The 25,047-nt window shown below is 66.6% G+C and carries 21 protein-coding genes, 1 tRNA gene and 1 pseudogene; 6 read left to right on the top strand and 17 right to left on the bottom strand.

The window, feature by feature from the left end; all coding sequences use genetic code 11:
• Nucleotides 1–7 precede the first annotated feature (7 nt).
• From bioH to bioB, 3 genes are all read right to left on the bottom strand, one after another.
• Nucleotides 8–775 carry a pimeloyl-ACP methyl ester esterase BioH gene (gene bioH / locus ACVOMH_RS14320; RefSeq protein ID WP_481552396.1) on the bottom strand — a complete coding sequence of 256 codons (768 nt, stop codon included), beginning with the start codon at nucleotides 773–775 and terminating at the stop codon, nucleotides 8–10.
• A 16-nt stretch (nucleotides 776–791) separates the two neighbouring features.
• Nucleotides 792–2,003 carry an 8-amino-7-oxononanoate synthase gene (gene bioF / locus ACVOMH_RS14315; RefSeq protein ID WP_481552395.1) on the bottom strand — a complete coding sequence of 404 codons (1,212 nt, stop codon included), beginning with the start codon at nucleotides 2,001–2,003 and terminating at the stop codon, nucleotides 792–794.
• A 90-nt stretch (nucleotides 2,004–2,093) separates the two neighbouring features.
• The gene (gene bioB / locus ACVOMH_RS14310; protein ID WP_481524109.1) at nucleotides 2,094–3,122 is read right to left on the bottom strand and encodes a biotin synthase BioB; all 1,029 of its coding nucleotides are present in this window, start codon (nucleotides 3,120–3,122) and stop codon (nucleotides 2,094–2,096) included.
• A 49-nt stretch (nucleotides 3,123–3,171) separates the two neighbouring features.
• On the opposite strand from bioB, the gene ACVOMH_RS14305 reads away from it, so the two are divergent.
• On the top strand, nucleotides 3,172–3,900 hold the full coding sequence (locus ACVOMH_RS14305) for a double zinc ribbon domain-containing protein (protein ID WP_481524108.1): 729 nt from the start codon (nucleotides 3,172–3,174) through the stop codon (nucleotides 3,898–3,900).
• Between the two features lie 72 nt (nucleotides 3,901–3,972).
• Complete coding sequence (locus tag ACVOMH_RS14300) at nucleotides 3,973–4,518, top strand: HdeD family acid-resistance protein (RefSeq protein WP_481524107.1); 546 nt, start codon at nucleotides 3,973–3,975, stop codon at nucleotides 4,516–4,518.
• A 78-nt stretch (nucleotides 4,519–4,596) separates the two neighbouring features.
• Here ACVOMH_RS14300 and ubiA read toward each other — a convergent pair whose 3' ends face one another.
• On the bottom strand, nucleotides 4,597–5,496 hold the full coding sequence (gene ubiA / locus ACVOMH_RS14295) for a 4-hydroxybenzoate octaprenyltransferase (protein ID WP_481552394.1): 900 nt from the start codon (nucleotides 5,494–5,496) through the stop codon (nucleotides 4,597–4,599).
• A 165-nt stretch (nucleotides 5,497–5,661) separates the two neighbouring features.
• On the opposite strand from ubiA, the gene ACVOMH_RS14290 reads away from it, so the two are divergent.
• Nucleotides 5,662–5,738: transfer RNA gene (locus ACVOMH_RS14290), tRNA-Arg, on the top strand.
• A gap of 360 nt (nucleotides 5,739–6,098) precedes the next feature.
• Here ACVOMH_RS14290 and ACVOMH_RS14285 read toward each other — a convergent pair.
• The 7 genes and pseudogenes from ACVOMH_RS14285 to ACVOMH_RS14255 all read right to left on the bottom strand — a co-directional run.
• Nucleotides 6,099–6,307 (bottom strand): annotated as a pseudogene (locus ACVOMH_RS14285) (IS3 family transposase); the annotation flags it as partial.
• A 42-nt stretch (nucleotides 6,308–6,349) separates the two neighbouring features.
• Entirely contained in the window at nucleotides 6,350–7,579 is a 1,230-nt protein-coding gene (locus ACVOMH_RS14280; protein WP_481552393.1) for a TolC family protein, read from the bottom strand.
• The gene (locus tag ACVOMH_RS14275; protein WP_481552392.1) at nucleotides 7,576–7,878 is read right to left on the bottom strand and encodes a DUF3240 family protein; all 303 of its coding nucleotides are present in this window, start codon (nucleotides 7,876–7,878) and stop codon (nucleotides 7,576–7,578) included. Before ACVOMH_RS14275 ends, ACVOMH_RS14280 begins: the two co-directional genes overlap by 4 nt.
• Nucleotides 7,878–10,964, bottom strand: coding sequence for an efflux RND transporter permease subunit (locus tag ACVOMH_RS14270; protein WP_481552391.1), 3,087 nt, complete (start codon nucleotides 10,962–10,964; stop codon nucleotides 7,878–7,880). Before ACVOMH_RS14270 ends, ACVOMH_RS14275 begins: the two co-directional genes overlap by 1 nt.
• Before the next feature lie 4 nt (nucleotides 10,965–10,968).
• On the bottom strand, nucleotides 10,969–11,922 hold the full coding sequence (locus ACVOMH_RS14265) for an efflux RND transporter periplasmic adaptor subunit (protein WP_481552390.1): 954 nt from the start codon (nucleotides 11,920–11,922) through the stop codon (nucleotides 10,969–10,971).
• Nucleotides 11,923–12,282: 360 nt separating this feature from the next.
• On the bottom strand, nucleotides 12,283–13,671 hold the full coding sequence (locus tag ACVOMH_RS14260) for a sensor histidine kinase (protein WP_481552389.1): 1,389 nt from the start codon (nucleotides 13,669–13,671) through the stop codon (nucleotides 12,283–12,285).
• A complete protein-coding gene (locus tag ACVOMH_RS14255; protein WP_481552388.1) occupies nucleotides 13,658–14,326 on the bottom strand; it encodes a response regulator transcription factor in 669 nt (222 codons plus the stop codon). Before ACVOMH_RS14255 ends, ACVOMH_RS14260 begins: the two co-directional genes overlap by 14 nt.
• A 710-nt stretch (nucleotides 14,327–15,036) precedes the next feature.
• Between ACVOMH_RS14255 and ACVOMH_RS14250 the strand changes: the two genes are divergently transcribed.
• Nucleotides 15,037–15,807: a bestrophin-like domain gene (locus ACVOMH_RS14250; protein ID WP_481552387.1), complete on the top strand. Its 771-nt coding sequence runs from the start codon at nucleotides 15,037–15,039 to the stop codon at nucleotides 15,805–15,807.
• 30 nt (nucleotides 15,808–15,837) lie between these two features.
• Here ACVOMH_RS14250 and ACVOMH_RS14245 read toward each other — a convergent pair whose 3' ends face one another.
• The 3 genes from ACVOMH_RS14245 to ubiK form a co-directional block, all read right to left on the bottom strand.
• Nucleotides 15,838–17,364: an esterase/lipase family protein gene (locus tag ACVOMH_RS14245; RefSeq protein ID WP_481552386.1), complete on the bottom strand. Its 1,527-nt coding sequence runs from the start codon at nucleotides 17,362–17,364 to the stop codon at nucleotides 15,838–15,840.
• Nucleotides 17,365–17,443: 79 nt separating this feature from the next.
• Nucleotides 17,444–18,952, bottom strand: coding sequence for a YifB family Mg chelatase-like AAA ATPase (locus ACVOMH_RS14240; RefSeq protein WP_481552385.1), 1,509 nt, complete (start codon nucleotides 18,950–18,952; stop codon nucleotides 17,444–17,446).
• Nucleotides 18,953–18,960: 8 nt separating this feature from the next.
• Nucleotides 18,961–19,215 carry a ubiquinone biosynthesis accessory factor UbiK gene (ubiK, locus tag ACVOMH_RS14235; RefSeq protein ID WP_481552384.1) on the bottom strand — a complete coding sequence of 85 codons (255 nt, stop codon included), beginning with the start codon at nucleotides 19,213–19,215 and terminating at the stop codon, nucleotides 18,961–18,963.
• A gap of 177 nt (nucleotides 19,216–19,392) precedes the next feature.
• Here ubiK and ACVOMH_RS14230 point away from each other — a divergent pair, with 177 nt between their 5' ends.
• Nucleotides 19,393–19,731 (top strand): P-II family nitrogen regulator, encoded by a 339-nt coding sequence (locus ACVOMH_RS14230; protein ID WP_054659346.1) that lies wholly within the window; start codon nucleotides 19,393–19,395, stop codon nucleotides 19,729–19,731.
• A 17-nt stretch (nucleotides 19,732–19,748) separates the two neighbouring features.
• Here ACVOMH_RS14230 and ACVOMH_RS14225 read toward each other — a convergent pair whose 3' ends face one another.
• A complete protein-coding gene (locus ACVOMH_RS14225) occupies nucleotides 19,749–20,408 on the bottom strand; it encodes an RIO1 family regulatory kinase/ATPase domain-containing protein (RefSeq protein ID WP_481552383.1) in 660 nt (219 codons plus the stop codon).
• Between the two features lie 262 nt (nucleotides 20,409–20,670).
• Nucleotides 20,671–21,528 (bottom strand): polyamine aminopropyltransferase, encoded by an 858-nt coding sequence (gene speE, locus ACVOMH_RS14220; protein ID WP_054659350.1) that lies wholly within the window; start codon nucleotides 21,526–21,528, stop codon nucleotides 20,671–20,673.
• Between the two features lie 216 nt (nucleotides 21,529–21,744).
• Between speE and speA the strand changes: the two genes are divergently transcribed.
• Nucleotides 21,745–23,649, top strand: a complete 1,905-nt coding sequence (gene speA / locus ACVOMH_RS14215; RefSeq protein WP_481552382.1) for an arginine decarboxylase — start codon at nucleotides 21,745–21,747, stop codon at nucleotides 23,647–23,649.
• A gap of 437 nt (nucleotides 23,650–24,086) precedes the next feature.
• Here the strand turns inward: speA and ACVOMH_RS14210 are convergent, their stop codons facing one another.
• Nucleotides 24,087–24,842 (bottom strand): SDR family NAD(P)-dependent oxidoreductase, encoded by a 756-nt coding sequence (locus ACVOMH_RS14210; RefSeq protein WP_481552381.1) that lies wholly within the window; start codon nucleotides 24,840–24,842, stop codon nucleotides 24,087–24,089.
• Nucleotides 24,843–25,047 lie beyond the last annotated feature (205 nt).

Raw genomic sequence — 25,047 nt, 5'->3', positions numbered from 1 at the left:
GAACCGCTCACGCGCAGTCCGCAACGAAGCGTTGCAGCAGTCCGGCCACCTGGTCGGCGTGGCCGAGGAACGGCGCATGGCCGCCGCCCTCGACCGTATGGGCCTGGTGTCGGCCGGCCGGTGCCAGAGCCGCCGCGCGGTGCAGCGCCGCCGCCGGCACCAGCCGGTCGCGCTGGCCACCGATCCACAGCCCGGGTTTGTGCAGGGCCGGCAAGGCGCCACGCAGATCGGCGCGCGCCAGCAGCGCCAATCCCTCGTGCAGGGCGCGGGGGGCCGGCTCGCCGCGCTCGACCAGCGCATCGCGCAGGGTGCGCAGTTCGCTGCGGGCGTGCTGCGAGCCCATCACGTCCAGGGCGAGGAAGCGTTCCAGGGTGCCGCGGTAGTCCTGCTGCAGATCCCGGCTGAACTGTTCAAACACGCTGGGTTCCACCGCATCGGGCCAGTCGGCATCGCGCACGAAGCGCGGCGTGGCGGCGAGCATGGCCAGCCCGCGCACCTGCGGCAGCGTGGCGGCAGCATGCAGCGCGACCAGCCCGCCCAGTGACCAGCCGCACCACACCGCCGGCGGCGTGGCGCTGGCGATGGCGCTGACCAGATACGGCAGTTTCAGCGGGGTGCTGTCCTCGCGGCTGAAACCGTGCCCGGGCAGATCGACCACGTGCAGCTGGAAGTGCGCTGACAGCCGCTCCACCAGCGGCGCGAAGATGCCGCCGTGCAGCGCCCAGCCGTGGATCAGGACCAGTGCCGGACCGCTGCCGGTGACGTGGATATGCATGGAACGGACAACCTGCTCAGACGCTGACGGGAGTAAGTGACTTCTGGTACAGCACCAGATCGCGCGCGGCGCCGATGGCCTCGACCAGTGCCTTCACCTGCCCGGCGCTGTGCAACGCCGACAGCGTGACCCGCAGCCGCGCCTTGCCTTCGGGCACGGTCGGCGGGCGGATCGCGCTGACCAGGAAGCCGGACTGCTCCAGCGCCGCCGACAGTGCCATCACCGTGGCCTCGTCGCCGCACAGCAGCGGCTGGATCGGGGTTTCCGAGGGCATCAGCTCCAGTCCGAGGCGGCGTGCGCCCTCGCGGAACAGGCCGACCAGCTCGGTGAGCTTCTCGCGGCGCCAGTGGTCGCGGCGCGCCAGCTTGACCGCGGCCAGCGAGGCGGCGATCTGCGCCGGCGGCAGCGCGGTGGTGTAGATGTAGGGACGCGCGGTTTCGGCCAGATGGCGGATCAGGGACTCCTCACCGAGCACCACCGCGCCGTGTCCGCCCAGCGCCTTGCCCAGCGTGGCCAGCTGCAGCGGCACCTCGTTCACGCCCAGCCCGGCCTCGGCCACGCAGCCGCGGCCGTCCGCGCCGACCACACCGACGCCGTGGGCGTCATCGACGTAGAACAGCGCCTGCTGCATGCGCGCCACCAGCGACAGCGAGCGCAGCGGGGCGATATCGCCGTCCATGCTGAACACGCCATCGGTGACCAGCATCGCCGCGCCGTCGGGGGCGTGCTTGAGCTGGCGGATCGCGCCTTCGCTGTCCAGGTGCGGATAGCGCCGCAGGCGGCAGCCGGCCAGACGCGTGGCATCGAGCAGGCTGGCATGGTTGAGCCGGTCCTGCACGCAGACATCGTTCTCCTCGCTCAACAGCGCCTGCTGCACGGCCAGGTTGGCCATGTAGCCGCTGTCGAACAGCAGCGCCCGCGGATAGCCGAGCCAGTCGGCCATCTCCTGTTCCAGCTGCGCATGCAGCGCATGGTGGCCGCAGACCAGGTGCGAGGCGGTGCTGCCGGCGCCGTCACGCGCGGCCGCGTCCTGCAGCGCGGCGACCACTTCAAACTGTTGCGACAGGCCGAGGTAGTCGTTGCTGCAGAAGCCGGTCAGCCACCGGCCATCGATTTCCAGGCGCACCCCGTCGCGGCGCGACACGGTGCGCCGGGTGCGGATCCGCCCCTGGGCTTCGCGCAGTTTGCGTTGATCCTGCAGGCGTTCGTGGAGATCGGGACGGGCCATGGCGCGTTTTCATGGACGGATGGCCAGCTAGCGTACCCGGTTGTCGTTGCCGACGTCCGGGCCACGCCGCGCGGCCGATCCGCTGCCGGATCAGGCCGGCTGCGCGCAGGCCGGGGCGATATCCAGATGCACCGTGCCGGGGTGATCGTGGTCATCGGCATCCACCGCGACCGGCATCGGGGTCAGGCCCAGACGTTCGAACAGCGCCAGATCACGCGCGGTGTCCGGGTTGCCGGTGGTCAGCAGCTTCTCACCGTAGAAGATGGAGTTGGCGCCGGCGGAAAAACACAACGCCTGCAGCTCGTCGCTCATGCTCTCGCGCCCGGCCGACAGCCGCACCATCGAACGCGGCATGACGATGCGGGCCACGGCGATCATGCGCACGAACTCGAACGGGTCCAGCTCCGCGCTTCCATGCAACGGGGTACCGGCGACCTGTACCAGCCGGTTGATCGGCACCGAATCCGGGTGCGCGGGCAGGTTGGCCAGTGCCAGCAGCAGGCCGGCGCGGTGTTCGCGGGTCTCGCCCATGCCGACGATGCCGCCGCAGCAGGTCTTCAGCCCGGCATTGCGCACGTGTTCGAGCGTATCGAGCCGGTCCTGGTACTGGCGGGTGTGGATGATCGAGTCGTAGTAATCCGGCGCGGTGTCCAGATTGTGGTTGTAGTAATCCAGCCCGGCGTCCTTCAGCGCTTGGGCCTGGTGGCCTTCGAGCATGCCCAGCGTGGCGCAGGTCTCCAGACCCAGGGCCTTCACCTCGGCGATCATCGCCGCGACCTTGGGGATGTCGCGGTCCTTGGGCGAGCGCCAGGCCGCGCCCATGCAGAAGCGCGAGGCGCCGGCCTGCTTGGCGGCCCGGGCGCGTGCGACCACGGCCTGGGTCTCCATCAGCTTCTGCGCGTCCACCCCGGTGTCGTAGCGCTGCGCCTGCGGGCAGTAGCCGCAGTCTTCCGGACAGCCGCCGGTCTTGACCGACAGCAGCGTCGAGACCTGCACCTGGGCCGGATCGAAGTGCTCGCGGTGCACGCTGGCGGCGCGGAACAGCAGCTCCGGGAAGGGCAGCTCAAACAGCGCCAGCAGCTCTTCGCGGCGCCAGTCGTGACGGATGACAGCAGACATCGGTATTTCCTGACAGATCGGATCCCAGAAGCGGGGCAGTCTGGTGAGCATGAAACCACCTGTCAACAAATCCATGATCAATCTGGTTTACGGCGCCGGCGCGCGGCTGACCGCGCTGCTGCTGCCGCCGCGCTGCCTGGTCTGTGGCGAGCCGGGCAGCGCCGGGCGGGATCTGTGTGCGGCCTGTGCGCTGACGCTGCCGTGGGCGCTTGATGCCTGCCACCGCTGCGCCCTGCCGCTGCCGGCAGGGACGGGCCTGCAGCTGCTGTGCGGCATGTGCCAGCAGGGGCCGAGTCCGCTGCAGCAGGTCCGAGCCACGTTCCTGTATGCCGCGCCGGTCGATGGCCTGCTGCGGCGCTTCAAGTTCCATCAGGATCTGGCCGCCGGCCGGCTGCTGTCGCAGCTGATGCTGGCGCGCCGGGATCCGCCGCCAGCCACGGCGGCGCTGGTGCCCGTGCCGCTGCACCGCTCGCGGCTGCGCCAGCGCGGCTATGACCAGGGACGGGAACTGGCGCGGCCGCTGGCCAGGGCCTTGCACCTGCCGCTGTGTGCGGCCCTGCACCGGACCCGTGCCACCGCCGCCCAGTCCGAGCTGGATGCCACCACGCGCCGCCGCAATGTCCGTGGCGCTTTCACCGTGACCGCCCCGCTGCCGGCCCACGTCACCCTGGTCGACGATGTGATGACCACCGGTGCAACCCTGCAGGCGGCGGCCAGCGCTCTGCGCCGGGCCGGGGTGGAACGGGTGGATGCCTGGGTTTGTGCGCGCGTGCCCTGATCGCGGTGATACTTGATCGGCCAGGTGATCGCCCGTATCCACTGGCAACGTCTTTCACACAGGAGCGGTGGGATGAACCTTCTTTCGCAGCAGGTGAAACGCGGTGGCTGGACCCTGGTGGTGTTTGGGGTGCTGGCGCTGGCCTTCGGCATCGGCACGTTGCTGTGGCCGGCGGTGTCGGTGCTGGCGATGGTGCTGACGTTCGGCGCGCTGTCGCTGGCCGATGGCGTGGTGAGCCTGATCAGTATTTTCCGCAAGAACGTGGCGCTGCCCAACTGGGTGTTGCTGCTGTACGCGCTGGTTTCCATCGGCTTCGGTGTGCTGGCGATCAGACAGCCGGCGCAGATGGCCGAAGCGATGCTGTGGCTGCTGGCGCTGTGGCTGGTGATCGCCGGCATCGCCCGTATCGTGTTCGCGGTGCAGGTGCGCAAGCTGGTCAATGGCGAGTGGATGCTGGCCCTGAGCGGCTTGCTGGCGGTGGCGCTGGGCGTGCTGTTCTTCGCCCGGCCGGGGATCGGCCTGGCCACGATCGCGATCTGGGTGGCGGTGGGCGCGCTGTTCTACGGCGTGTTGCAGCTGTGGGTCGGGATCAAGTTGCTGCGGCAGCGCACGCTGTGATTATCGAGTAGCACTGCAAGCCGCAACAAAAACGCCGCCTTTGTCAGGCGGCGTTTTTGTTGTCACAGGTGAGGGCGCTCAGCGGCCAGCCGGCCAGGTCAGGGCCGCGACGAGACCGGCAAACAGCACCGCACCGACCCAGTTGTTGTGCAGGAACGCCTTGAAGCATGCCTCGCGCTGGCGCGTGCGGCACAGCCGGAACTCGTAGACCACCAGCAGCATGGCCACGCCGATGCCTGCCCAGTAGGCCAGTCCCAGCTGCGCGCGCTGCCCGACCAGCGCCATCGCCGCGAAGAACAGCGTGTACAGGATGCCCTGGATGACCAGGTCCAGGTCGCCGAACAGGATCGCGGTGGAGTGCGAGCCGACCTTCAGGTCGTCGTCGCGGTCGACCATCGCATACCAGGTGTCGTAGGCGGTGGACCACAGGATGTTGGCCGCGTACAGCAGCCAGCCCAGCGCCGGCACCTCGCCCTGCACCGCGGCGAAGGCCATCGGGATGCCCCAGCCGAAGGCCATGCCCAGATAGACCTGCGGCAGATGCGTGTAGCGTTTCAGGTACGGATAGCTGGCCGCCAGGAACACGCCGATGAAGCTCAGGCCGATGGTCAGCGCGTTCATCGTCAGCACCAGCGCGAAGGCGACCAGCATCAAGCCGGCGAACAGCATCAGCGCGGCCCGGCCGGAGATGGCCCCGGTGGCCAGTGGCCGGTCCCTGGTACGTTTGACATGCGGGTCCAGCCAGCGGTCGGCGTAATCGTTGATCACGCAGCCGGCCGAGCGGGTCAGCCAGACCCCGGCGCTGAACACGAACAGCGTCCACAGCGGCGGCATCCCGCCGGCGGCCAGCCACAGCGCCCACCAGGTGGGCCACAGCAGCAGCAGGGTGCCGATCGGGCGGTCGGCGCGCATCAGTTTCCAGTAGTGGTCCAACCGCGAAGGCGTCGCGGCGGGCGGTTCGTAGCGTTCGTAACTCATTGGCAAAGGTTAGCAGTTGCGCCGGATTCCGCCGTTGCCGGCACTGGCGTTCGCACAGGGGAAGACCTGCGACGGCATTTGCCGTTAGAATGCGCGTCCGCCCGGTCACCCGGACGGCAAAGGAACGGCCATCGCGGCTGTTCCTGCAAGTCAGCGGTCAAAAACGCGCCTGTAGCTCAGCCGGATAGAGTAGTGGCTTCCGAAGCCATTGGTCGGGGGTTCGAATCCCTCCAGGCGCGCCAATAAAATCAATAGTTTGCGCTGATCTCTCGCGCTTTCTACTGGCACTAATAAGTCATGTGCCCGCTTGGTGCCCAGCCTTTTTTGGTCAACCCCAAGCCGTGAGTAGAAGCCTCCGTGCCCTGTCTGGAAGACACGTAGTGGGCACCCAAGCATTTCTTGGCTGGATTCTCGGGATCTTCTGGGTTCTTGGGCATCCTTCTCATGAAGCTCCAGGTTTTCGTGTCCCCCCGATCACCGCTTGATTTTTGATGCAGGAAGGCCACGCATCGGTGTGATGCGTTGTTGTTAGCTGGCCGTCACCCTTTGCGTGGGTGGCATTCGTGCCCATCCTCCACCCCTCCTCCGTGCCTCGGGTTCCACCCCGAAATCACGAACGGTTGTAAGAGGGTTGAACACTTGCTGCCTTGCCTGGCTACCCTTGGCCGCATCCTGGGGCCATGGAGCCGCTCGACTATCCGAACAGGTCAGCGCTTGCGGCATCGGGTATCGGGTAGCTCGTATGGTGGGCCCGCTCGCGTTTGAGCAGGCCGAACAAGCCTTTACACGCCGCGTTGTCAGCCCAAGGGCCCGCTCGGCGATGTACCGCAAGCCACGCGCGTGCCCGGTGTTGTCAGTCCCTCGCATGCCAAAGTTCATGGCTATCCACCAACACGCGCAGGTGCGCTTCGGTCGCGTCGGCGCGCGCCATGATTTCGGCCAAGGAGATCTGCCGGCTATTACGTTCTGCCAGCAACCATTCCGCCAGGCTCAGCTCGCCCAGCTTCCAGCCGCGGTGTTGACGGGTGTTGGCTGCGAGGCTGGCTTCACGTGCAGCCTGCTGCGCGCGCCATTGCCGCAATGTGCTGCATGCGTCACTGACAGCCAGTTCGGCGTCGCGCGCGATCTCACGCGTCATCATGGCGATGTCGTCGTACCGTGCACTGGCCTCGGCAGTCTCGGCCGCACCTAGGGCGCGCCTGTAGCGCCCGCCGATGGGTACGGAAAACACCACGCCGATGATGCTGTCCGCACCGCCGCGTTCGTTGAGGACCCGTAGGCCCAGGCTGGGATCAGGGACGCGATCGGCACGTGCACGCGCAGCCACGGCTTCCTGCTGCTCCGCAATACTGGCAAGTGCACCGATTTCGTGGCTCCTGTCGATGATGCGCTTGATCCAGAGTGCATCGTCTTCCGCCAAGGCCACCGGCTCCGGTAGTGCCGGTGGCCGCCCGGGTAACGGCAACTGTGGAAAATCGATCGCGATCGACCGGCGCGCATTGTCCCGCGCCGAATCGGCCGCAAGCCGCTGTGCCTCGGCCTGCGCGCGTTCCACCTCGATCAGGTCCAGGTCCTTGTGTGCGGCGTCGCCCAGTTCGACCCGCCGCTGCAGCGCATCGCGCTCGCGCCGGAGTAAGGTGTACTGGCGCTCGGCCTCTTCGGCCACGGCAGCGGCGCGTAGCCATCCAACCCAGCGCTGCAGCAGACGCCGCGCCGCTTGGTGCCGAGCGTCCTCCAGCTGTGCTTGTGCCGCTTCCAGGCCATGGCGACCGATTGCGCTGTCCAGCTTGGCCTTGCCGGGCAAGCGCAGGCGACGCGATACCTGCAACTCCCATTCCGCGTATCGGTCGATGCCGGACATCTCCTCGACCTTATGCCGTTGCCGGGCACCGCTCACTTCGAACTCATGGCTGCCCACGGTGTGCATACGCGCTTGTGCCTGTGCGGCGCGCACGCGTGCTTCTGCGGCGCGCACGTCTGGTTGCTGGGCGATGCTCTGGGCCACCAGGTCGGGATCGGGCAGGTAGTTCCCTGCCAATGCACAGGGGGAGACCAGCAGGAGCAACAGAATGCGCAAACTCATGCCAACTGCCCCCCGTCCAGAACAGGTTCCAGCCACCAGTGCACGAGGTTTGAAACAACTGTGGCGCGCAGCAATGCCAGCACCTGCTGATGTTTTTCCTGGTCCACGAGCATCCACAGCACGCGCTGGTCCATCCGGCCACGAACGCGCTCGGCGGTAGTTGCGTTGACGAAATCACCGCCATGGCCTTCGGCACTGATGAGGGTGAATCCCGGCAGCCCGGGGGCTGCGATCAGGGCATCGCTGATCGTCGCTTCCAGCGAGCGGGGAAACGTCAGGCAGAGGCGAACCCGGGGCATCATGCGGCACCTGCAATGTCGGAAAGGGGGGGGAGGCCGAAACGGCGGTACAGCGGCGGCATCAGCAGCAGGGTCAGCGCGGTCGAGGTCAGCAGTCCGCCGATCACCACAATGGCCAGTGGCTGCTGTATCTCCGACCCCGGACCACTGGCTAGCAGCAGCGGCACCAGTCCCAGTGCGGTAATGCTGGCGGTCATCAGTACTGGCCGCACGCGGCGTTGCGCGCCCTCGCGCACCACCTGTTCGATGGGCATGCCCTGCTCGTGCAACTGGTTGAAGCAGCTCACCAGCACCAGCCCGTTGAGCACGGCAATGCCCAGCAGTGCGATGAACCCCACCGAGGCCGGCACCGACAGATACTGTCCGGAAAGCCACAGCGCGATGATGCCGCCCACCAGCGCGAACGGGATGTTGCAAAGAATGAGAACCGACTGCCGAGCCGAGCCGAATGTCGTGAAGAGCACCACGAAAATCAGGCCCAGAGCCACCGGTACCACCAGCCCCAGCCGTGCCGCCGCGCGTTGCTGATTCTCGAACTGACCGCCCCAGGCCAGGTGATAGCCGGCCGGCAGCGGCACCTGTGTGGTCACCGCCGCCCGCGCTTCTTCCACGAAGCCGACCAGGTCACGCCCGCTCACATTGGCCTGCACCAAGGAGAAGCGCGAGCCATTCTCGCGCTGCACCGCCACCGGGCCGGTCACCACTTCCATGCGCGCCAGTGAACGAAGCGGTACTTCCCCCCCATCACGGCGTGCAATCCGCATTTCGCTGAAGTGTGCTGCCGATGTCCTGACGTCGGCACCACCGCGGACCAGGATCGGAGTGCGCCGGCCGGGCTCGATGACCTGTCCGGCCGGCATACCTTCAAGCTGTGTGCGCAGTTCGTCCTGCACCTCCACGGTCGCCAGTCCGGCGCGTCCGATTGCCTGTGTATCCATGGCCACGCGCAGGTAGGCCATGCCTTCGGCAGCCTGGGTCAACACGTCCTCGGCGCCCGGCACTGCTTCGATCGTGGCTGCCACCTGCTGTGCAAGCGCGTTGAGGGTGTGCAAGTCAGGACCGAACAGCTTCACTGCCAGATCGCCGCGGCTGCCGGTCAGCATTTCCGAAACCCGCATCTCGATGGGCTGCGTGAAGCCGAACTCGATGCCGGGGAAATTCTCCAGGACCTTGCGCAGCTCCCCGGTGAGCCATTCCTTGTCGGACTTGCGCCATTCGCGCTTCGGCTTGAGCTTGAGGAACATGTCGCTTTCGTTCAGGCCCATCGGGTCCAGGCCGAGCTCGTCCGACCCGACCCGCGAAATGATGTTCTCCACTTCTGGTACCGCTGCCAGCAGTGCCTGCTGCACCGCCAGATCCAACTCCAGCGAACGCTCCAGGGAGATCGAGGGGGACTTCTGCAACTGCACCAGGATGTCGCCTTCGTCCATGGTCGGCATGAAGCTCTTGCCGGTCCCGAAATACGCGCCGATGCCAACCAGCAGCACGAGTCCGGCGGCCCCGAACGCGCGAGCCGGGTGGGTCAGGACGCTTTCTAGCAACGGCCGGTAAACAGCACCGGCCTTGCGCATCAGCCAAGGCTCATGGTGCTCGCGTTCCTTCAACAGCAGCGAGGACAGTACCGGCACGAAGGTAAGTGACAGCAGCAGCGAGGCGCCCAATGCAAACACCATGGTCATTGCGACGGGTGCGAACATCTTGCCTTCCAGCCCCTCTAGGGTAAGCAGGGGCAGGAAAGTCAGGCAGATGATCAGCATGCCGGCGGTGACCGGCTTGGCGACTTCATAGGTGGCGGCAAACACCCGGTGCAGGCGGGGAAGATGCGCGCCCGGTGCGCTCGGTGCCAATCGGCTGACCGTGTTCTCGGCGACCACCACGGCCGCGTCGACCAGCATGCCGATGGCGATTGCCAGCCCGCCCAGGCTCATCAGGTTGGCGCTCTGTCCTGTCCAGCGCATCAGCAGGAACGTGCACAGCGCTGCCAGCGGCAGGATCAACGCCACCACGATGGCGGCGCGCAATTCACCCAGAAACAGCAACAGCAACAGCACCACCAGCACCGTGGCTTCCAGAAGTGCGTTCTGCACGGTGCCCACTGCCCGCTTGATCAGGTGGCTGCGGTCGTAGAACGGTACGATCTCCACTCCCGCCGGCAGGCTGGGGGCCAGCGACGCCAGACGCTCTTCGATCGCTTCGACCAGGGCGGATGCATCAGCACCACGCAGCGCGACGACGATGCCCTGGACAGCTTCACCCTTGCCATCGTGGGACACCGCGCCGTAGCGGGTCAGCGACTGTGCGCGCACCTGGGCGATGTCGCTGATGCGTATCGGCACCGCACCGCTGCGTACCACGATGTTGCCCAGGTCCTCCAGCGTCTGGATGGCTCCCTCGGTACGTACGATCAGGTTTTCTTCACCGGTCTGCAGTCGGCCGGCGCCGTCGTTGCGGTTGTTGCGCTCCACCGCATCGACCAGGTCGCTCTGCTGCAGGCCGTTGGCGATCAGCAGGCTGCGGTCGGGAGTGACCACGAAGCTCTTTGCGTCCCCGCCCAGTACGTTGACATCGGCCACCCCGGGCAAGGTGCGCAACGCCGGGCGCAGGGTCCAGTCGAGCAGGCTGCGGCGCTCCTCCAGGCTCAGTCCGCCGCCTTCGATGGTGAACATGTAGACATCGGACAGCGGCGTGGATATCGGTGCCAGCCCGCCGCTTACGCCAGCGGGAAGCTCGCCGGAAACTCCGGCGAAGCGCTCGGCCACCTGTTGCCGCGCCCAGAAGATTTCGGTTCCTTCGGCGAAATCCAGGGTTATGTCGGCGATGGCGTACTTGGCCACTGAACGCAGCAGTACGCCCTTGGGGACGCCCAGCAGTTCCATCTCCAGCGGCGCGATGACCCGTGTTTCCACTTCTTCCGGGGTCATGCCCGGTGCTTTCAGGATCAACTTGACCTGCGTGGGAGAGATATCCGGGTAGGCATCGATCGGCAGGTTCAGGAAGGCGAACATTCCTGCCCCTGCCAAGGCCAGTGCTCCCAGCATGACCAGCATGCGTTGCCGCAGTGAGAATTCAATGAGCCGGGTGAGCATCGCGTTACTCCAACGGTGCCAATGACTTGAGGACACTGATGCCCCGACTCACCACCGGCATGCCCGGCCGCAACGACGGTGACACCACCACGGCGTGGGTATCGTCATGACCCAGCGATTCGGCGATCACGCCACGGTAGAGATCACCGTGCTGGACATAGAGAAGGTACTGGTCGCGATACGGCAACAGGGCGCTGCGCGGGACCCGCAATGCGCCTGCCGGCGCCGGCAGCTTGAGCACTACCGCGAACTGCTGTCCGGCCATCAGGGCACTGCCTTCATCGGTCTGTGCGCGCACCCGCAGGCGTTGGCTGTTGCGGTCGGTATCGCCGCTGACCGATACCACGCGCGCGCTCTCACCGCCGGGAAGCGTCACTTCCAGTCCGGGTCGCAATTGCTCCCGCAAGCCCGTAGGTGCGCTGAACATGATGTCCATGCGGGTGGCATCGGCAATCACATAGGCCGGTGCCATGGCTTCCATGGCCTGGCCCGGAGATGCGTTGCGCCGCAGTACCAGCCCGTCCTGGGGGGCAAGCACGTCGTACTCGCCAGGCGATCCGCCACTGACGACCCGCAGCTGTGAAAGCATTCCTTCGGCCTGCAGGCGGCTGGCCCGGGCGATGGCGGCGCTGGCCAAGCTTTGTTCCCTGCGGGCAACCGGGATGATGCCTTCATCGGCAAGCAGTACATCGCGTCTTGCCTGCTGGTCGGCTACCGCCGCCTGGCTCCGTGCGCGCTGTACATCGGCTTGCGCCACCAGCAGGTCACGGCTTTGCAGCCGCAACAGCGGTTGCCCACGGCGAACACGCTGGCCCTCATCGGCCAGTATCCGTATCACGATGCCGGCGTAAGGCACCGTCACCTGGGTGCTGGCCGCCAGGGGCGGCATGGCCTCTGCGGGCAACTGAGTCAGTGCCACGGTGTCGGTACTGGCGGCCGACTCGGTCTTGATACCCAAGCTGGCGGCCTGCATTGCCTCCAGCCGCACTCCACTTGTGGGTGGTGCGAGTGCCGGGGCAGCCGATGCGGTTGCCGGTCGGGAATACGATCTCCAACCCCACAGCACCGCCACCAACGCAAGGATCACGATGGCCGCGGCCAATAGAGTGATCCGTGAAATCCGGCGCGGCTGCGGCATCACAGCGGCACCCAGGCACTGACAAGGAAGGAGGAGGACATCGGAACCGCTCGCACCGGAAAAAGTGCCGCGATAGTGCCGGCCCAAGCTTTGGGAAAGCTTAGGGCGCCGCGAGGGTGGGTTCGGTCACCTCATCAGTCCTTACCTGCGTTCACGGCGGTGGCCGAAACGGTGCGCAGTTCAGAGTATCGGGAAAGGACCGAGCCGTCCGGTCAGATTTCCGTTCTCCAAGTTGAAGTCCAGTCTGACCTCCAGTGCACCTGCGATGGCCCTGGCCAGTGCCAGGCCTAGACCGGTGTGCTGTGCGGTGGCTCCCTGGGCGGTCTTGCGCCAGTAGCGCGCCCCAAGGTATTCCAGGTCCTCCACTTGCAGGCCAGGGGCTTCATTGCGCACCCAGACCCAATACTGCCCGTCAGCCGTCTCGATCCCGGCTTCGGCAATGCTGGCTTCGGGTGAGTACTCGGCTGCATTCTGCAAAACGTTGGCGAAGATGCGTTCCAGCATGCCGGTGTCGCTATGCACCCAGGCCTGTCCTGGCAGATTGGCGGCCAAATGTAAGCGCTCGCCCGCCCCGGGAATGCGCCGCAGGGCCTGGACCTGCTGGCGTAGAAGCGGCACCAGGTCCAGAGGATCAAGCGCAGGACGCATTTGGCCTGACTCATAGCGTGCCATCGCCAGCAGGGTGGCAATGCCGCGATCCATCCGGCCGGTGGCCGACAGGGCGACCTCCAGTGCTTCGGTGGTCGCCGATGCATCATCACTGTGAAATGCGTTTTCCGCACTGGCCCTGATCTCTGCCAGTGGCGTGCGCAGCTCGTGGGCCATGTCACGTGAGAAGCGACGTTCGCGTTCGGCGGCAGTGTAAAGCCGCTGCAGGGCCTGGTGCAGCGTGCGGATGAAAGGCGCCAGTTCGTGCGGAAGGGCACTGGCGGGCGGTGGTGGTGGCTGGCCCGGCTGCAGCGTCCGCAGCCGTTCACTCTGCTCCATCAGCGGCAGGAACGCGCGACGTACCAACAAGAGACACAGTACTACTGCCACCGCCACAGCAGCTGCGATGATCAGCATCAGGGCCAGGTGGATGCGCCGTTCGGCCAGATCCCAATCCCCCCGCTCGGTGGCGACCACCAGCCAGTCCGATGTGGCGGCTTCGGCACGTGGGACGCGCAACACGATGGCACGGCCAGGATGCCCGTCAGGCAGGAACAGATCGTAATGGCGCAATCGCTCAAGCGGACCCTCCGGCAACCGCAGTGCCTGACCGCGGCTATTGACCGAGCGCAGGATCGGCCGTTTGTGGGTGTCATACATGGTGAAAAAGTCGGTGTGGCCGCTAAGGTCGTATTCGGGCAGCAGCTTTGCCGCCTGCTCCGGCGTGCGCACCTGCAGCTGCAAGGCGAGGGCGCTGGCGCGGACGTCAAGGAAGTGATCCAGACGCGCGTACATTTCGCGGTCGATGGCGTAATCCAGCACAAGGAACACAAGGGTCAGAATGAAGCCCATCGCAAGCGTCAGCTGCCACACGAGGCGCCGCCGTATCGACCAGTCGCCACGGACTTCACTCAAAGACATAGCCAAAGCCTCGCCGCGTCTTGATCCGCTGGTCCGCACCGGCCTTGAGTAACTTGGTGCGCAGCGTGCTTATGATGACCTCCACGGCTTTGTCGGACACGTCGCTGGTGCTGTCATAGAGCTGGGAAAAAATATGGCCACGTGAAAATACCTGTTGCGGCTGGCGCATCAGCAGTTCCAGCAGGGCGTATTCCTTTGGGGTCAACTCCAGATCGCGCTGCCGCCAAAACACCCTACGTGAGCGGGGGTCCAGCCTCAGCTCACCGGCCTGCAACATCGGCATGGGGGGCGCTTCAAGCGGCCGCCGGGCCAGTGCCCGCAGGCGCGCCAGCAGCTCGTCGGTGGAGAACGGCTTGACCAGGTAGTCATCGACACCGGCATCCAGCGCCGCTACCCGATCAACCACCTGGTCGCGTGCCGACAGCATCAACACCCCGGCACGCAAACCGCGCAGGTGCATTTCGCTCAGCACGGAGATGCCATCGCGCTTGGGAAGCATCCAGTCCAGTACCACCAGGTCGTAGTCGAAAGCCTCCAGGAAGGCCAGCGCCTGCTCCCCGTCCTGCGCGTGGTCGCAGATATAGCCTTCACGGGTAAGCGAGTTTCCGAGTGCCTGCGCCAGTGCTTGCGAGTCTTCTACGATCAACAGCCGCATGCACGGAGTTCTCGTCGCTTCGCCGCATGCGGGGCGTCCGGGGATAGCGGATTCATCAGTAACCAAAGTGGCAACATAAATCTCTGACTAATAATTTGATTGACTAGCTTGACGTTTTTTTTGTGGCGCCAGAGTTTGACGCATCTTTTCAGTTCCTTCCTGGAAGGGACGATTGTGAAATGCACATGCCACCCTGCCGAACCGGGGGGCGTGTGTGCAGTAAGGCCGTGGCGGCTTGTGGGAGAGTCGCGGGCTGTCGGATTGGTATGCGAAGCGGGAGAGTGTGCCGCCTTCAACGTCGGTCTGCTCGACAGAAATGGTGTATGGCCGCGCCGAGAGGTCAAGGTCTACATACATCGGCTTGTAAAGCCCCCGGGGTTCGAGTGTCTCGGCTGCGGGCCAGCCCGATTGCTTCATATCAGCCTTGCCTGACGTGCTGGTAGCGGCCGACAGGGACGGTGAAGATGGGAGGTAGATCGTTCATGGGGCACGGGAGGGGGAAGGCGGGGAATTGTAGGTGTTGGTCGGGCGGAGGTAGGTTGGGGCGTGGCGTCGCCTATTGTCTGCGGACGGCCATGGGGTGCATGGTGGTGACGTCGGGGTACCGGCGGTGCCCGGTGGCGGTGAAGCCGCTGTGCAGGGGAGGCCCGGTACCGGGCCGCCGACCGTTTGGTGGTATCCGAACATGAATCGACCGGAGCGTCTTGCCCATGGATTTCATTGCCCCGCCGTATCCCAATCTTCCGATGGTGCTGGTGTCGCTGCTGTTCTTCATCGTGCTGGTCATCGCGCGCGAGATCGGAGCGTGGTTGCGTCGCAAGGTTGAGCAGCGCAATCCGGACGTGGAGGAAAGCGATACCTTCGCGCTTTCGGCGGTACTCGGCTTGCTGGCGCTGCTGATCGGGTTCACCTTCTCGCTGGCGTTGCAGCGCTACGACGCCCGCCGTGAGCTGGTGATCGCCGAGGCCAATGCGATCGGCACCACCTGGTTGCGCGCCGATCTGCTCGAGGCCGGGCCGCGGCAGCAACTGCGCCAGGTGCTGCGCCGTTACGTGGATAACCGGGTCGCCTTCGGTGCGGCCAAAGACGCCGACGAGGAGCTGCGGATCTACCAGCAGACCACGGCGCTGCAAGGCGAACTGTGGCGCACGGTGGTCGCGGCCACCGGCGCGTTCCGCACCACGCCACTGGCTTCGCTGCTGGTCTCCACCACCAATGATTCCATCGACCTGGCCGCCAGCCGCATCGCCACGCGGCAGGCGCACATCCCGGTGCGGATCATGCGCATCCTGGTCCTGTACGCGGTCATGGCTGCCGGCATGGTCGGCTACCAGCAGCGCCGGCAGCGGCAATCAAGCATGTTGATGTTTGTGCTGATCACACTGGCGGTGGCGCTGGTGATCGATCTGGACAATCCCGCCGCCGGCTGGATCAGCGTGCCGCAGACGCCGATGCTGGATCTGCAGCAAAGCCTGGACTGAACGCCGCGCGGCGATGCCCGGCGGCGCCGCTCACTGCCATGCCGCCAGCGAGATTTTCAGTTCGGCGGCAAAGCCCTTGTCCGAGCGCACCGGGATGGCGAACACCTCGGCGCCGTGCTGGCGGATACCGATGATGCGGGTACCGTCCGCCACCGGGGTGGCTGCCGTCTTGCTCCCGCCGGCCCAGTGCTCATCGCTCCACACGTAGCGCAGCTGCCAGTGGCCATCGCTGCCGGGTTTGGCGAACAGCACCAGGGTGTTGCGGAACAGGTATTCGGCGGGGATGTGGTGCTTGAGCAACAGGGCCCCGTCGATCTGGTAGCCGGCGTTGCACACGGCCAGGTCCACCGAAAAGGCGATCTCGCTGCCGGCCAGGATCTTGCCGCTGTCCAGGAACACCGAGAACAGCACCGGCGCGCGGGCATCGTCGCGCAGGCTGCCATCGGCATTGAACAGCTCGTCATAGCCGCGCCGGATCGCGCACTGGTTGGCCTGGGTGCGCGCGGTCAGCTCGTAGGTGTAGGCGCCGCGCGGGGCGACCGTGGCCTCGATGTAGTACGCCGACTCCACGTTCTTGCCGCGTTTGCGCGCGGCCTCCACTTCCGGCGGAAACGCCAGCGCGGTGATTTCCAGTTGCGCGGTGGCGCAGGTGTCACCGAACAGGAAGCGCACCATGTTCTGGTAGCCCTCCTCGGAGTTGACGATGCCGAAGTAGCCACTGTGGCTGCGGTTGACGAAGGCCCGCGGCGCGCCTTCCACATAGGCGTTGGCGATACGTACCAGGCCGTCGCTCAGCGAGCCGACCGCAAAGGACGACAAGCCGTGCGCGGCGGCGTAGTCGCGGCTGTTGGTGCCGATCAGGCAGAACAGCCGCTCCGGCGGGAAGCCTGAGTCGCCCAGCGTGTTGACCCTGTCCTTGGGCACCTTCAGGTACTTGCCCATGGTGCGGCGGTTGAAGTTGTCCATGTCGTTGATCGACAGCAGCTGCGGCACGTTGATGCCGGCCACGTCGATGCCGTTGTGCGGGGTGGCGTAGGTGAACACCTTGTCCACCAGACCGCGGACTTCGGCGCTGGCCACTTCCGGGTTCTGCAGCAGGCAGCGGCAGATCAGCCCGCCCATCGAATGGGCCACCAGGTGCACGCGGAAGTCCTGGCGCGCTTGGGCATTGCTGCCGCAGACGCTGTCGCGCAGCTCGAGGATGCGTCTGCCCAGGCTGCGCGCGGCATCGGCGATGGACGGCGCCTTGCCATCACCGAAGGCCGGGTCGGCCGGGTCGTAGTAGCGGTGGATGACGATGCAGCGCGGCGAGAGGCGGTCGCGGCGCTCGGCACCGGACTCGTAGACGTCGCGGTAGTCGTAGTCCTTCATCAGCCGCACCAGCGGCGACTCGAACACGAACTTCACGATGGAGCCGTCCTGGGCTTGGCGCATCTTGGTCGAGCCGGCCTCGAAGCCCATGAACGGCGTGGAGGTGGTCTCGACGATCTCGCCGCGGGTCATCGCATAGCCGCGCACGTAGATGATCGGAAAGAACGGGCGGTGCAGGCGTTCCATGGCGCGGCTCCCCGGGGCGGTTGCGGCGATCTTCGCGGGGCAGGCCATGGCTTGCCTGAACAGGCAGGCTGCGCGGGGCTCAGGCGGTCGCCGGAACCCGGTCGAGCTGGCGGTAACCGATCGCCTCGGACAGGTGCGGACGCTGGATGTCGTGCGCTCCGGCCAGGTCGGCGATGCTGCGCGCCACGCGCAGGATACGGTGCATCGAGCGCGCCGACAGCTGCAGACGATCCATGGCCTGTTCCAGCAGCGACTGGTCGGCCGATGCGAGTGCGCAGTCGCGCAGGGTTTCGGCCTGATCCAGATGGGCGTTGAGTTTGCCGGCGCGTTGCAGCTGCCGCGCACGGGCCTGTTCCACGCGTGCGCGCACCCGGGCGCTGGACTCACCGGCGGCGGCATCGCCGCGCAGTTCGCTGGCCGGCAGCCGTGCCATCTGCAGGTGCAGGTCGATCCGGTCCAGCAGCGGACCGGAAATGCGCGCGCGGTAGCGGCGGATGCTCTCCCCCGAACAACGGCAGCGGCCGCTGCTGTCGCCGGCCCAGCCGCACGGGCAGGGATTCATCGCCGCGATCAGCTGGAAGCGGGCCGGGAATTCGACGCTGCGGGCGGCGCGGGCAACGGTGACGCTGCCGGACTCCAGCGGTTCGCGCAGCACTTCTAGCGCATGCCGGTTCCATTCCGGCAATTCGTCCAGGAACAGCACGCCATTGTGGGCCAGGGAAATCTCGCCGGGACGCGGATGCGAACCGCCGCCGACCAGCGAGACCGCGCTGGCGGTGTGATGGGGGGATCTGTACGGGCGCTGGCGCCAGCGGGTGGGGTCCACGCCACGGCCACTGACCGAGGTGATGGTCGCCGTTTCCAGCGCTTCGGCTTCACTGGCCGCCGGAAGAATACCTGGCAGGCGCGAGGCCAGCAGGGTCTTGCCACAGCCGGGGGAACCCAGCAACAGCAGGTGATGCGACCCGGCGGCGGCGATCTCCAGCGCCCGCCGTGCATGCAGTTGACCACGCACATCGGCCAGATCCGGCAACGATGGTGCCGATGCGGTGGGCGCAATGGCATCGGGCAGCTCCTTGGTCCCCGACAGCGCCGCGCAGACTTCCAGCAGGGTGCGCGCGACTTTGACCGGTGCGGCCTGCGCCAGCGCGGCCTCGGCGGCATTGCCGGGCGGAACGATCAAGGTGCGGTGTTCTCGGGCGCAGGCGATGGCGGCCGGTAGCGCGCCGTCGACCGCGCGCAGCTCCCCGGTCAGCGCCAGTTCGCCGATGAACTCGTACTGCGCCAAGGCGTCGCGGTCGATCTGGCCACTGGCGGCCAGGATGCCCAGGGCGATCGGCAGATCGAAGCGGCCGCCCTCCTTGGGCAGGTCGGCCGGGGCCAGGTTGATGGTGATACGGCGTGCGGGAAATTCGAACTGCGCGCACAGCAGGGCCGCGCGGACGCGGTCACGCGATTCGCGCACCGCCGCCTCGGGCAGGCCGACGATCTGGGTGGACGGCAGTCCCCCGGACAGGTGGACTTCCACCCGGACCGGGGGCGCAAGCACCCCCGCGCGGGCACGGCTGTGCACCAGCGCCAGGCTCATGGCCCGGATCAGGCGTTGGGGGCGGAGCGGTTTTCCAGTGCCGCGACCGCCTGTTCCAGCGCGTCGAGCTTTTCACGGGTACGCAGCAGCACCGCGCGCTGCACCTCGAATTCCTCGCGGGTGACCAGGTCCAGCTTGGACAGGCCGGCCTGCAGGGCGCTCTTGAAGGTGGCCTGCAGTTCCTCGCGCGATTCGCGCAGGCCCGGCGGGACCAGGTCGCTCAGCCGGCGGGCGAGCTCGTCAATGTGGTTCAGGTCGATCATGGCAGGTCTCCGCAGGAAGGGCTCGAGCCTAGGACGGTTCCAGCCGGTGCGGCCATCAGAGTCGGTTGCGACGGGTTGTAAGGATAATCCGGAACGTCGAGGCCGGCACGCCGGCCGCTCATGCGCGGGCGCGGCAGGCTATCCTTCGCAGGCACACCAAGAGAGGGGATCGAGTCGATGAAAATGATCATGGCCATCGTCAAGCCGTTCAAGCTTGATGACGTGCGCGAGGCGCTGTCCGAACGCGGCGTGGCCGGTATCACCGTGACCGAGGTCAAGGGCTTCGGCCGGCAGAAGGGCCACACCGAGCTGTACCGCGGCGCCGAGTATGTGGTCGATTTCCTGCCCAAGGTGAAGATCGAAGTGGCCGTCACCGATGCCCAGGCCGATGAGGTGGTGGAAGCCATCGTCAAGGCCGCCGGCACCGGCAAGATCGGCGACGGCAAGGTGTTCGTGTACGACCTGGGCAGCGTGGTGCGCATCCGCACCGGCGAGCTCGACGGCGACGCGCTGTAAGCGCCGCCGGTCAGGCCTCAGGCCTGGCCTTTGAGGTGCCGGTACAGGCGCTTCCAGGTGCCGCGCAGGGCCTGCACCCAGCCGGGTTCGGCCAGCAGCGCGGCCTGTTCGGCGCTGGGGCGCTGGCCGGTCAGGCGCTGGCGCATCTTCACCAGGTTCTTCATGTCGCTGCGCCGCAGCTGGCGCGAGATCGGGCCGTTGCGCAGCCAGCGCGGCGAACGCCAGGCCGAGGTGAAGTCCAGCAGCACCGGCACCCCGGCACTGACCACCACATTGGTGCCATGCAGATCGTTGTGGGTGATGCCGGCCGCATGCAGGCGGCTGAGCGCCTGCTGCAGCTGGTCGAACACCTCGTGGCTTGCGCCCTGCACGCGGCTGAGCGTTTCACCGGGCACGAACTCCATGCCCAGTGCCAGCCCGCCGACGGTGCCCAGCAGCGCCGGTGCGTGTTTCCAGCCTTTCAGGCGGCGCAGCACGCGGGCTTCGCGGCGCACCAGCAGGCGTGCGACCGGCGACAGCGGCGTACCGCGGTAGCGGCGGTAGTCCTTGACCACGGCCGGACGGCCGCCCAGCTCGGTGCGGTAGACATCCGGCTCGAGCAGGCGTTCGCCGCGTTTGAGCAATTGGGCGGTGGAAACGACAGGCCGGTGGCCGTCGTAAGCAGGCAGTGTGTTCATGGAAACCTTCCTGACGCGGCGGGGGCGCAGAAAGCGTCTTGCAATGCCGGTCTTGCGTGCCCGGAACGGGCGGGGCGCAATTATAGAACTGGGCAGTCCACGAACTCTGAATGTAAAAAAAATGTAGGAACTTTGTTACGGAAAGGAGTGTTGCGCCGGGCGGGTTGCCTGCCGTGGGCGGGTATGCATCGGCGTCACAGCATGAAAAACCCCGCGCTGGCAGGCAGCGCGGGGTCGGGTCCACGAATCGGGGCGGTGCGGCTTACTCGCCCAGCGCCTTGGCCACGAACGGCGGGCTGACCAGCACGCCGGTGTGCAGCGGGGCGGTGTAGTACAGCGTGTCGAACGGCTTGGCGGCCGCATCGGCCTGGCGGAAGCCGAAACCGAAGCCGGCCTGCTTGCTGGCCACGGTCACCGACCACCAGCCGGTCGGGTAGCACGGCTGCGGGAACGGCAGGGTCTTGAACGACTGGAAGCCGGCCTTGCCCATTTCCGAACGCATGTCACGGATCAGGTCCAGCAGCGCCAGCGGCGACTCGCTCTGCTGCACCAGCAGGCCATCGTCCTTCAGGGCGCGGAAGCAGCTTTCGAAGAAGGCCTTGTTGAACAGGCCCTCGGCCGGGCCGACCGGGTCGGTGGAATCCACGATCACCACGTCCACGCTGCCCGGCGCGCAGTTGGCCATATAGGCCACGCCGTCGTCGAACAGCAGCTCGGCACGGGCGTCACCGTTGGATTCGCACAGTTCCGGGAAATACTTCTCGGCCATGCGCGTGACCTGCTCGTCGATATCGCACTGGGTGGCGCTCTCCACGCCCGGGTGCTTGAGCACCTCGCGCAGGGTGCCGCAGTCGCCACCGCCGATGATCACCACGCGCTTGGGGTTCGGGTGGGTGAACAGCACCGGGTGGCTGATCATCTCGTGGTAGAAGAAGTTGTCCTTGCTGGTCAGCATCATGGCGCCGTCGATGACCATCAGCTTGCCCCAGTCGGTGCTGTTGTAGATCTCGATCTTCTGGAACGGCGACTGCACCTCTTCGAGTTTCTCGGTGATGCGGAAACCGATGGCCGAGCCGGTCGGCTGGAAGTGTTCGATGAACCAGTTGTCGTTGCTGCTCATGGGCGTGGAGGATCCTCTGCTCAGATGGGAAGCCGGGCTGGCGGCCGGGGCCGCGTGGCGAGTGCCACATCCGGAAAAGGCGCCCCCGGGGGACGCGGGCGCGGATTGTAACGGACCGGTGGCCGGCTAGCGTTAGAATGCGCGTCCGCGCCGCAACGGGGTTCCCGCCACGGCAATGAAGAACGCGTCGCCACGCGCCAGAAATAGCGAACAGCCATGACTTCCAGCAGTACTTGGTCCCTGGACCAGGCCCGCAAGACCTATTCGATTCCGCACTGGTCCGATGGGTATTTCGACGTCGATGCCGCCGGTCACGTCGTGGTCCGCCCCGCCGGCAGCGAAGGCGTGACCGTTTCCCTGCCGCAGATTGTCGATTCGGCCCGTGCCGCCGGCGCCAAACTGCCGCTGCTGGTGCGTTTCCCGGACATCCTGGGGCAGCGCCTGGGCAAGCTGCAGGCGGCCTTCGCCCAGGCCCAGGCCGACTGGGACTACCCGGGCGGCTACACCGCGGTCTACCCGATCAAGGTCAACCAGCACCGTGGCGTGGCCGGCACCCTGGCCAGCCACCACGGCGAGGGCTTCGGCCTGGAAGCCGGCTCCAAGCCGGAGCTGATGGCGGTGCTGGCGCTGAGCCGGCCGGGCGGGCTGATCGTCTGCAACGGCTACAAGGACCGCGAGTACATCCGCCTGGCGCTGATCGGCCGCAAGCTCGGCCTGCAGACCTATATCGTCATCGAGAAGCCGTCCGAGCTGAAGCTGGTGCTGGAGGAATCCAGGGCGCTGGACGTGAAGCCGGGCCTGGGCGTGCGCATGCGTCTGGCCTCGCTGGGCGCCGGCAAGTGGCAAAACAGCGGTGGCGACAAGGCCAAGTTCGGCCTGTCCCCGCGCCAGTTGCTGGATCTGTGGAAGGCGCTGCGTGACACCGAGTACGCCGATTGCCTGAACCTGCTGCATTTCCACATGGGCAGCCAGATCTCCAACGTGCGCGACATCGCCAACGGCATGCGCGAGGCGACCCGCTACTTCGTCGAGCTCTCGCGGCTGGGTGCGAAGATCAGCCACGTCGACGTCGGCGGTGGCCTGGGCATCGATTACGAAGGCACCCGCTCGCGCAGCTTCTGCTCGATCAACTACGGGCTGGAGTCCTACGCAAGCAATATCGTGCAGCCGCTGGCCGAGGCCTGCGAGGCGCACGGGCTGACCCCGCCGCGCATCGTCACCGAGTGCGGCCGCGCGATGACCGCCCACCACGCGGTGCTGATCGCCAACGTGTCCGAAGTGGAGCAGGCCGCCGAAGGGCGTATCCCCGAGGCGCATGACGACGAGCCGGCCGCGATCCGCCACCTGCGCGAGATCCATGACGAGCTGGACCAGCGTCCGGCAGTGGAGCTGTTCCAGGAGGCGCAGCACTTCCACGCCGAAGGGCTGGCGGCCTACGCGCTGGGCCAGATCGACCTCACCGCAAGGGCGCGCATCGACGACCTGTTCTACGCCATCGCCCACGGCGTGCGTGCGCGCCTGAGCTATGACGAGAAGAGCCACCGCCCGGCGCTGGACGAATTGAACGAGCGCCTGGTCGACAAGTATTTCGTCAACTTCAGCGTGTTCGAATCGATTCCCGATGCGTGGGCGATCGACCAGGTGTTCCCGATCATGCCGATCGAGCGGCTGGACGAGCGCCCGGCGCGGCGCGGCATCATCGCCGACATGACCTGCGACTCGGATGGCATGGTCAAGACCTATGTCGAGAACGAAAGCCTGGACAGCTCGCTGCCGCTGCACGCAGTGCGCAATGGCGAGAGCTACCGGATCGGCTTCTTCCTGGTCGGCGCGTATCAGGAAATCCTCGGTGACATCCACAACCTGTTCGGCGACACCGACGCGGTGGAAGTGGCGGCCGACGCCGACGGTTATGTGATCACCCAGCAGCGTCGCGGCGACACCACCGACGTGATGCTGGACTACGTCGGCTACAGGCTCGACGACCTGCGCGCCGCCTACAAGGCGCGCGTGGCCGCAGCCAACCTGCCGGCCGAACGCGCCGCCGAACTGGACGCGGCGCTGGAAGCGGGCCTGACCGGTTACACCTACCTGTCGGACGAACCGTTGACGCACCTGTGAGTGGCTTGCGCTGATCTCTGACCGGGGTTGGCGCAGCGCGGTGGGGTCCAGCTGCTACGCAGGTAGCGGGCCCGCTGTTCACCGTGTAGCCGCGCTGGTCCAGCAGCCCGGCCCGCTGGGGAGGGTCCGGTCGCGATCTTCGGCCCGTTGGGGGTGCGCGGCGAGGCTGATGGCCCCGCCGCACCGGCCGCCATCGCGGCTGGGGCTGGCGGCATGCGGCAGGTGCCAAGGTCGGCCCCGGCCGACCCCCGGCTGTTCGTGGCAGGCAGCATTCGACAGGCATTGATGACTTCTTCCCTGCGCACCGCCGATGGCAGCCACGGCGGCATTCGCGCAAGCCCGCCGAGCGCGCGTGCAATCCATCCACAGGCAAAGTCTGTGGTGGGTGGTTTCCCCTCGCTGCCGAAGGGCCGCCGGTAGCGGCCTGCGGAACGCCTTCAGGAAGGGTCGCGGGCGACCTGGAAGCCGGCAAACGACTGGCTGGTGGGCATGATCTCCAGCCGGTTGATGTTCAGGTGGGCCGGCAGCGTGGCCACGTAGAAGATCGATTCGGCGATATCCTCGGCGGTCATCGGGTGGGCGCCGCTGTAGAGCTTGTCCGAGGCGTTCTGGTCGCCGTGGGTGCGCACCAGGGTGAACTCGGTTTCGGCCATGCCCGGTTCGATCGTGGTCACGCGCACGCCGGTGCCGTGCAGGTCCGAGCGCAGGCCCAGCGAGAACTGGCTGACGAAGGCCTTGGTGCCGCCGTAGGTGTTGCCGCCCGGATACGGATACACACCGGCCACCGAGCTGATGTTGATGATCGCGCCGCGGCGGGCGATCAGCTGCGGCAGCAGGCGGTGGGTAAGCGTGACCAGCGCGGTGATGTTGGTGTCGATCATCGTGCGCCAGTCTTCCAGCGCCGCCCCTTGCGCCGGCGCGGTGCCCTGGGCCAGGCCGGCGTTGTTGACCAGCAGGTCGATGTCACGGAAGCCTGCCGGCAGCGCGGCCAGCGCCGCGTCCATCGCGGCGTGGTCGCGGATGTCGAAGGTGGCGGCGTGCACCACGTCCGCACCGAATTCAGCCACCAGTGGCTGCAGGCGCTCGCCGCGACGGCCGGTGGCGATCACCTTCCAGCCGGCGGCGGCGAAACGGCGGACGGCGGCGGCACCAAAGCCGGAAGTGGCGCCGGTGATCAGGGCGGTTTTGGACATTGCGGAATCCTTGGGGCAGGGAGCGGGGATTTTCGCACTATGGGTGCAGTGGCGGGAGGGATGAGCGGGTGCAGGGTTAAAAGCCAAAGCCAAAGCCAAAGCCAAAGCCAAAGCCAAAGCCAAAGCCAAAGCCAAAGCCAAAGCCTCCCCTGAGCGACGCCAAAGGGAGGGGGCTCTTTGCGGGGAAATCAACGTTGCAAGAAAA

The organism is Stenotrophomonas sp. STEN013, assembly GCF_056760355.1.
The sequence above is the reverse complement of the archived record's forward strand: the minus strand, read 5'-3'. Positions and strand labels throughout refer to the sequence as shown.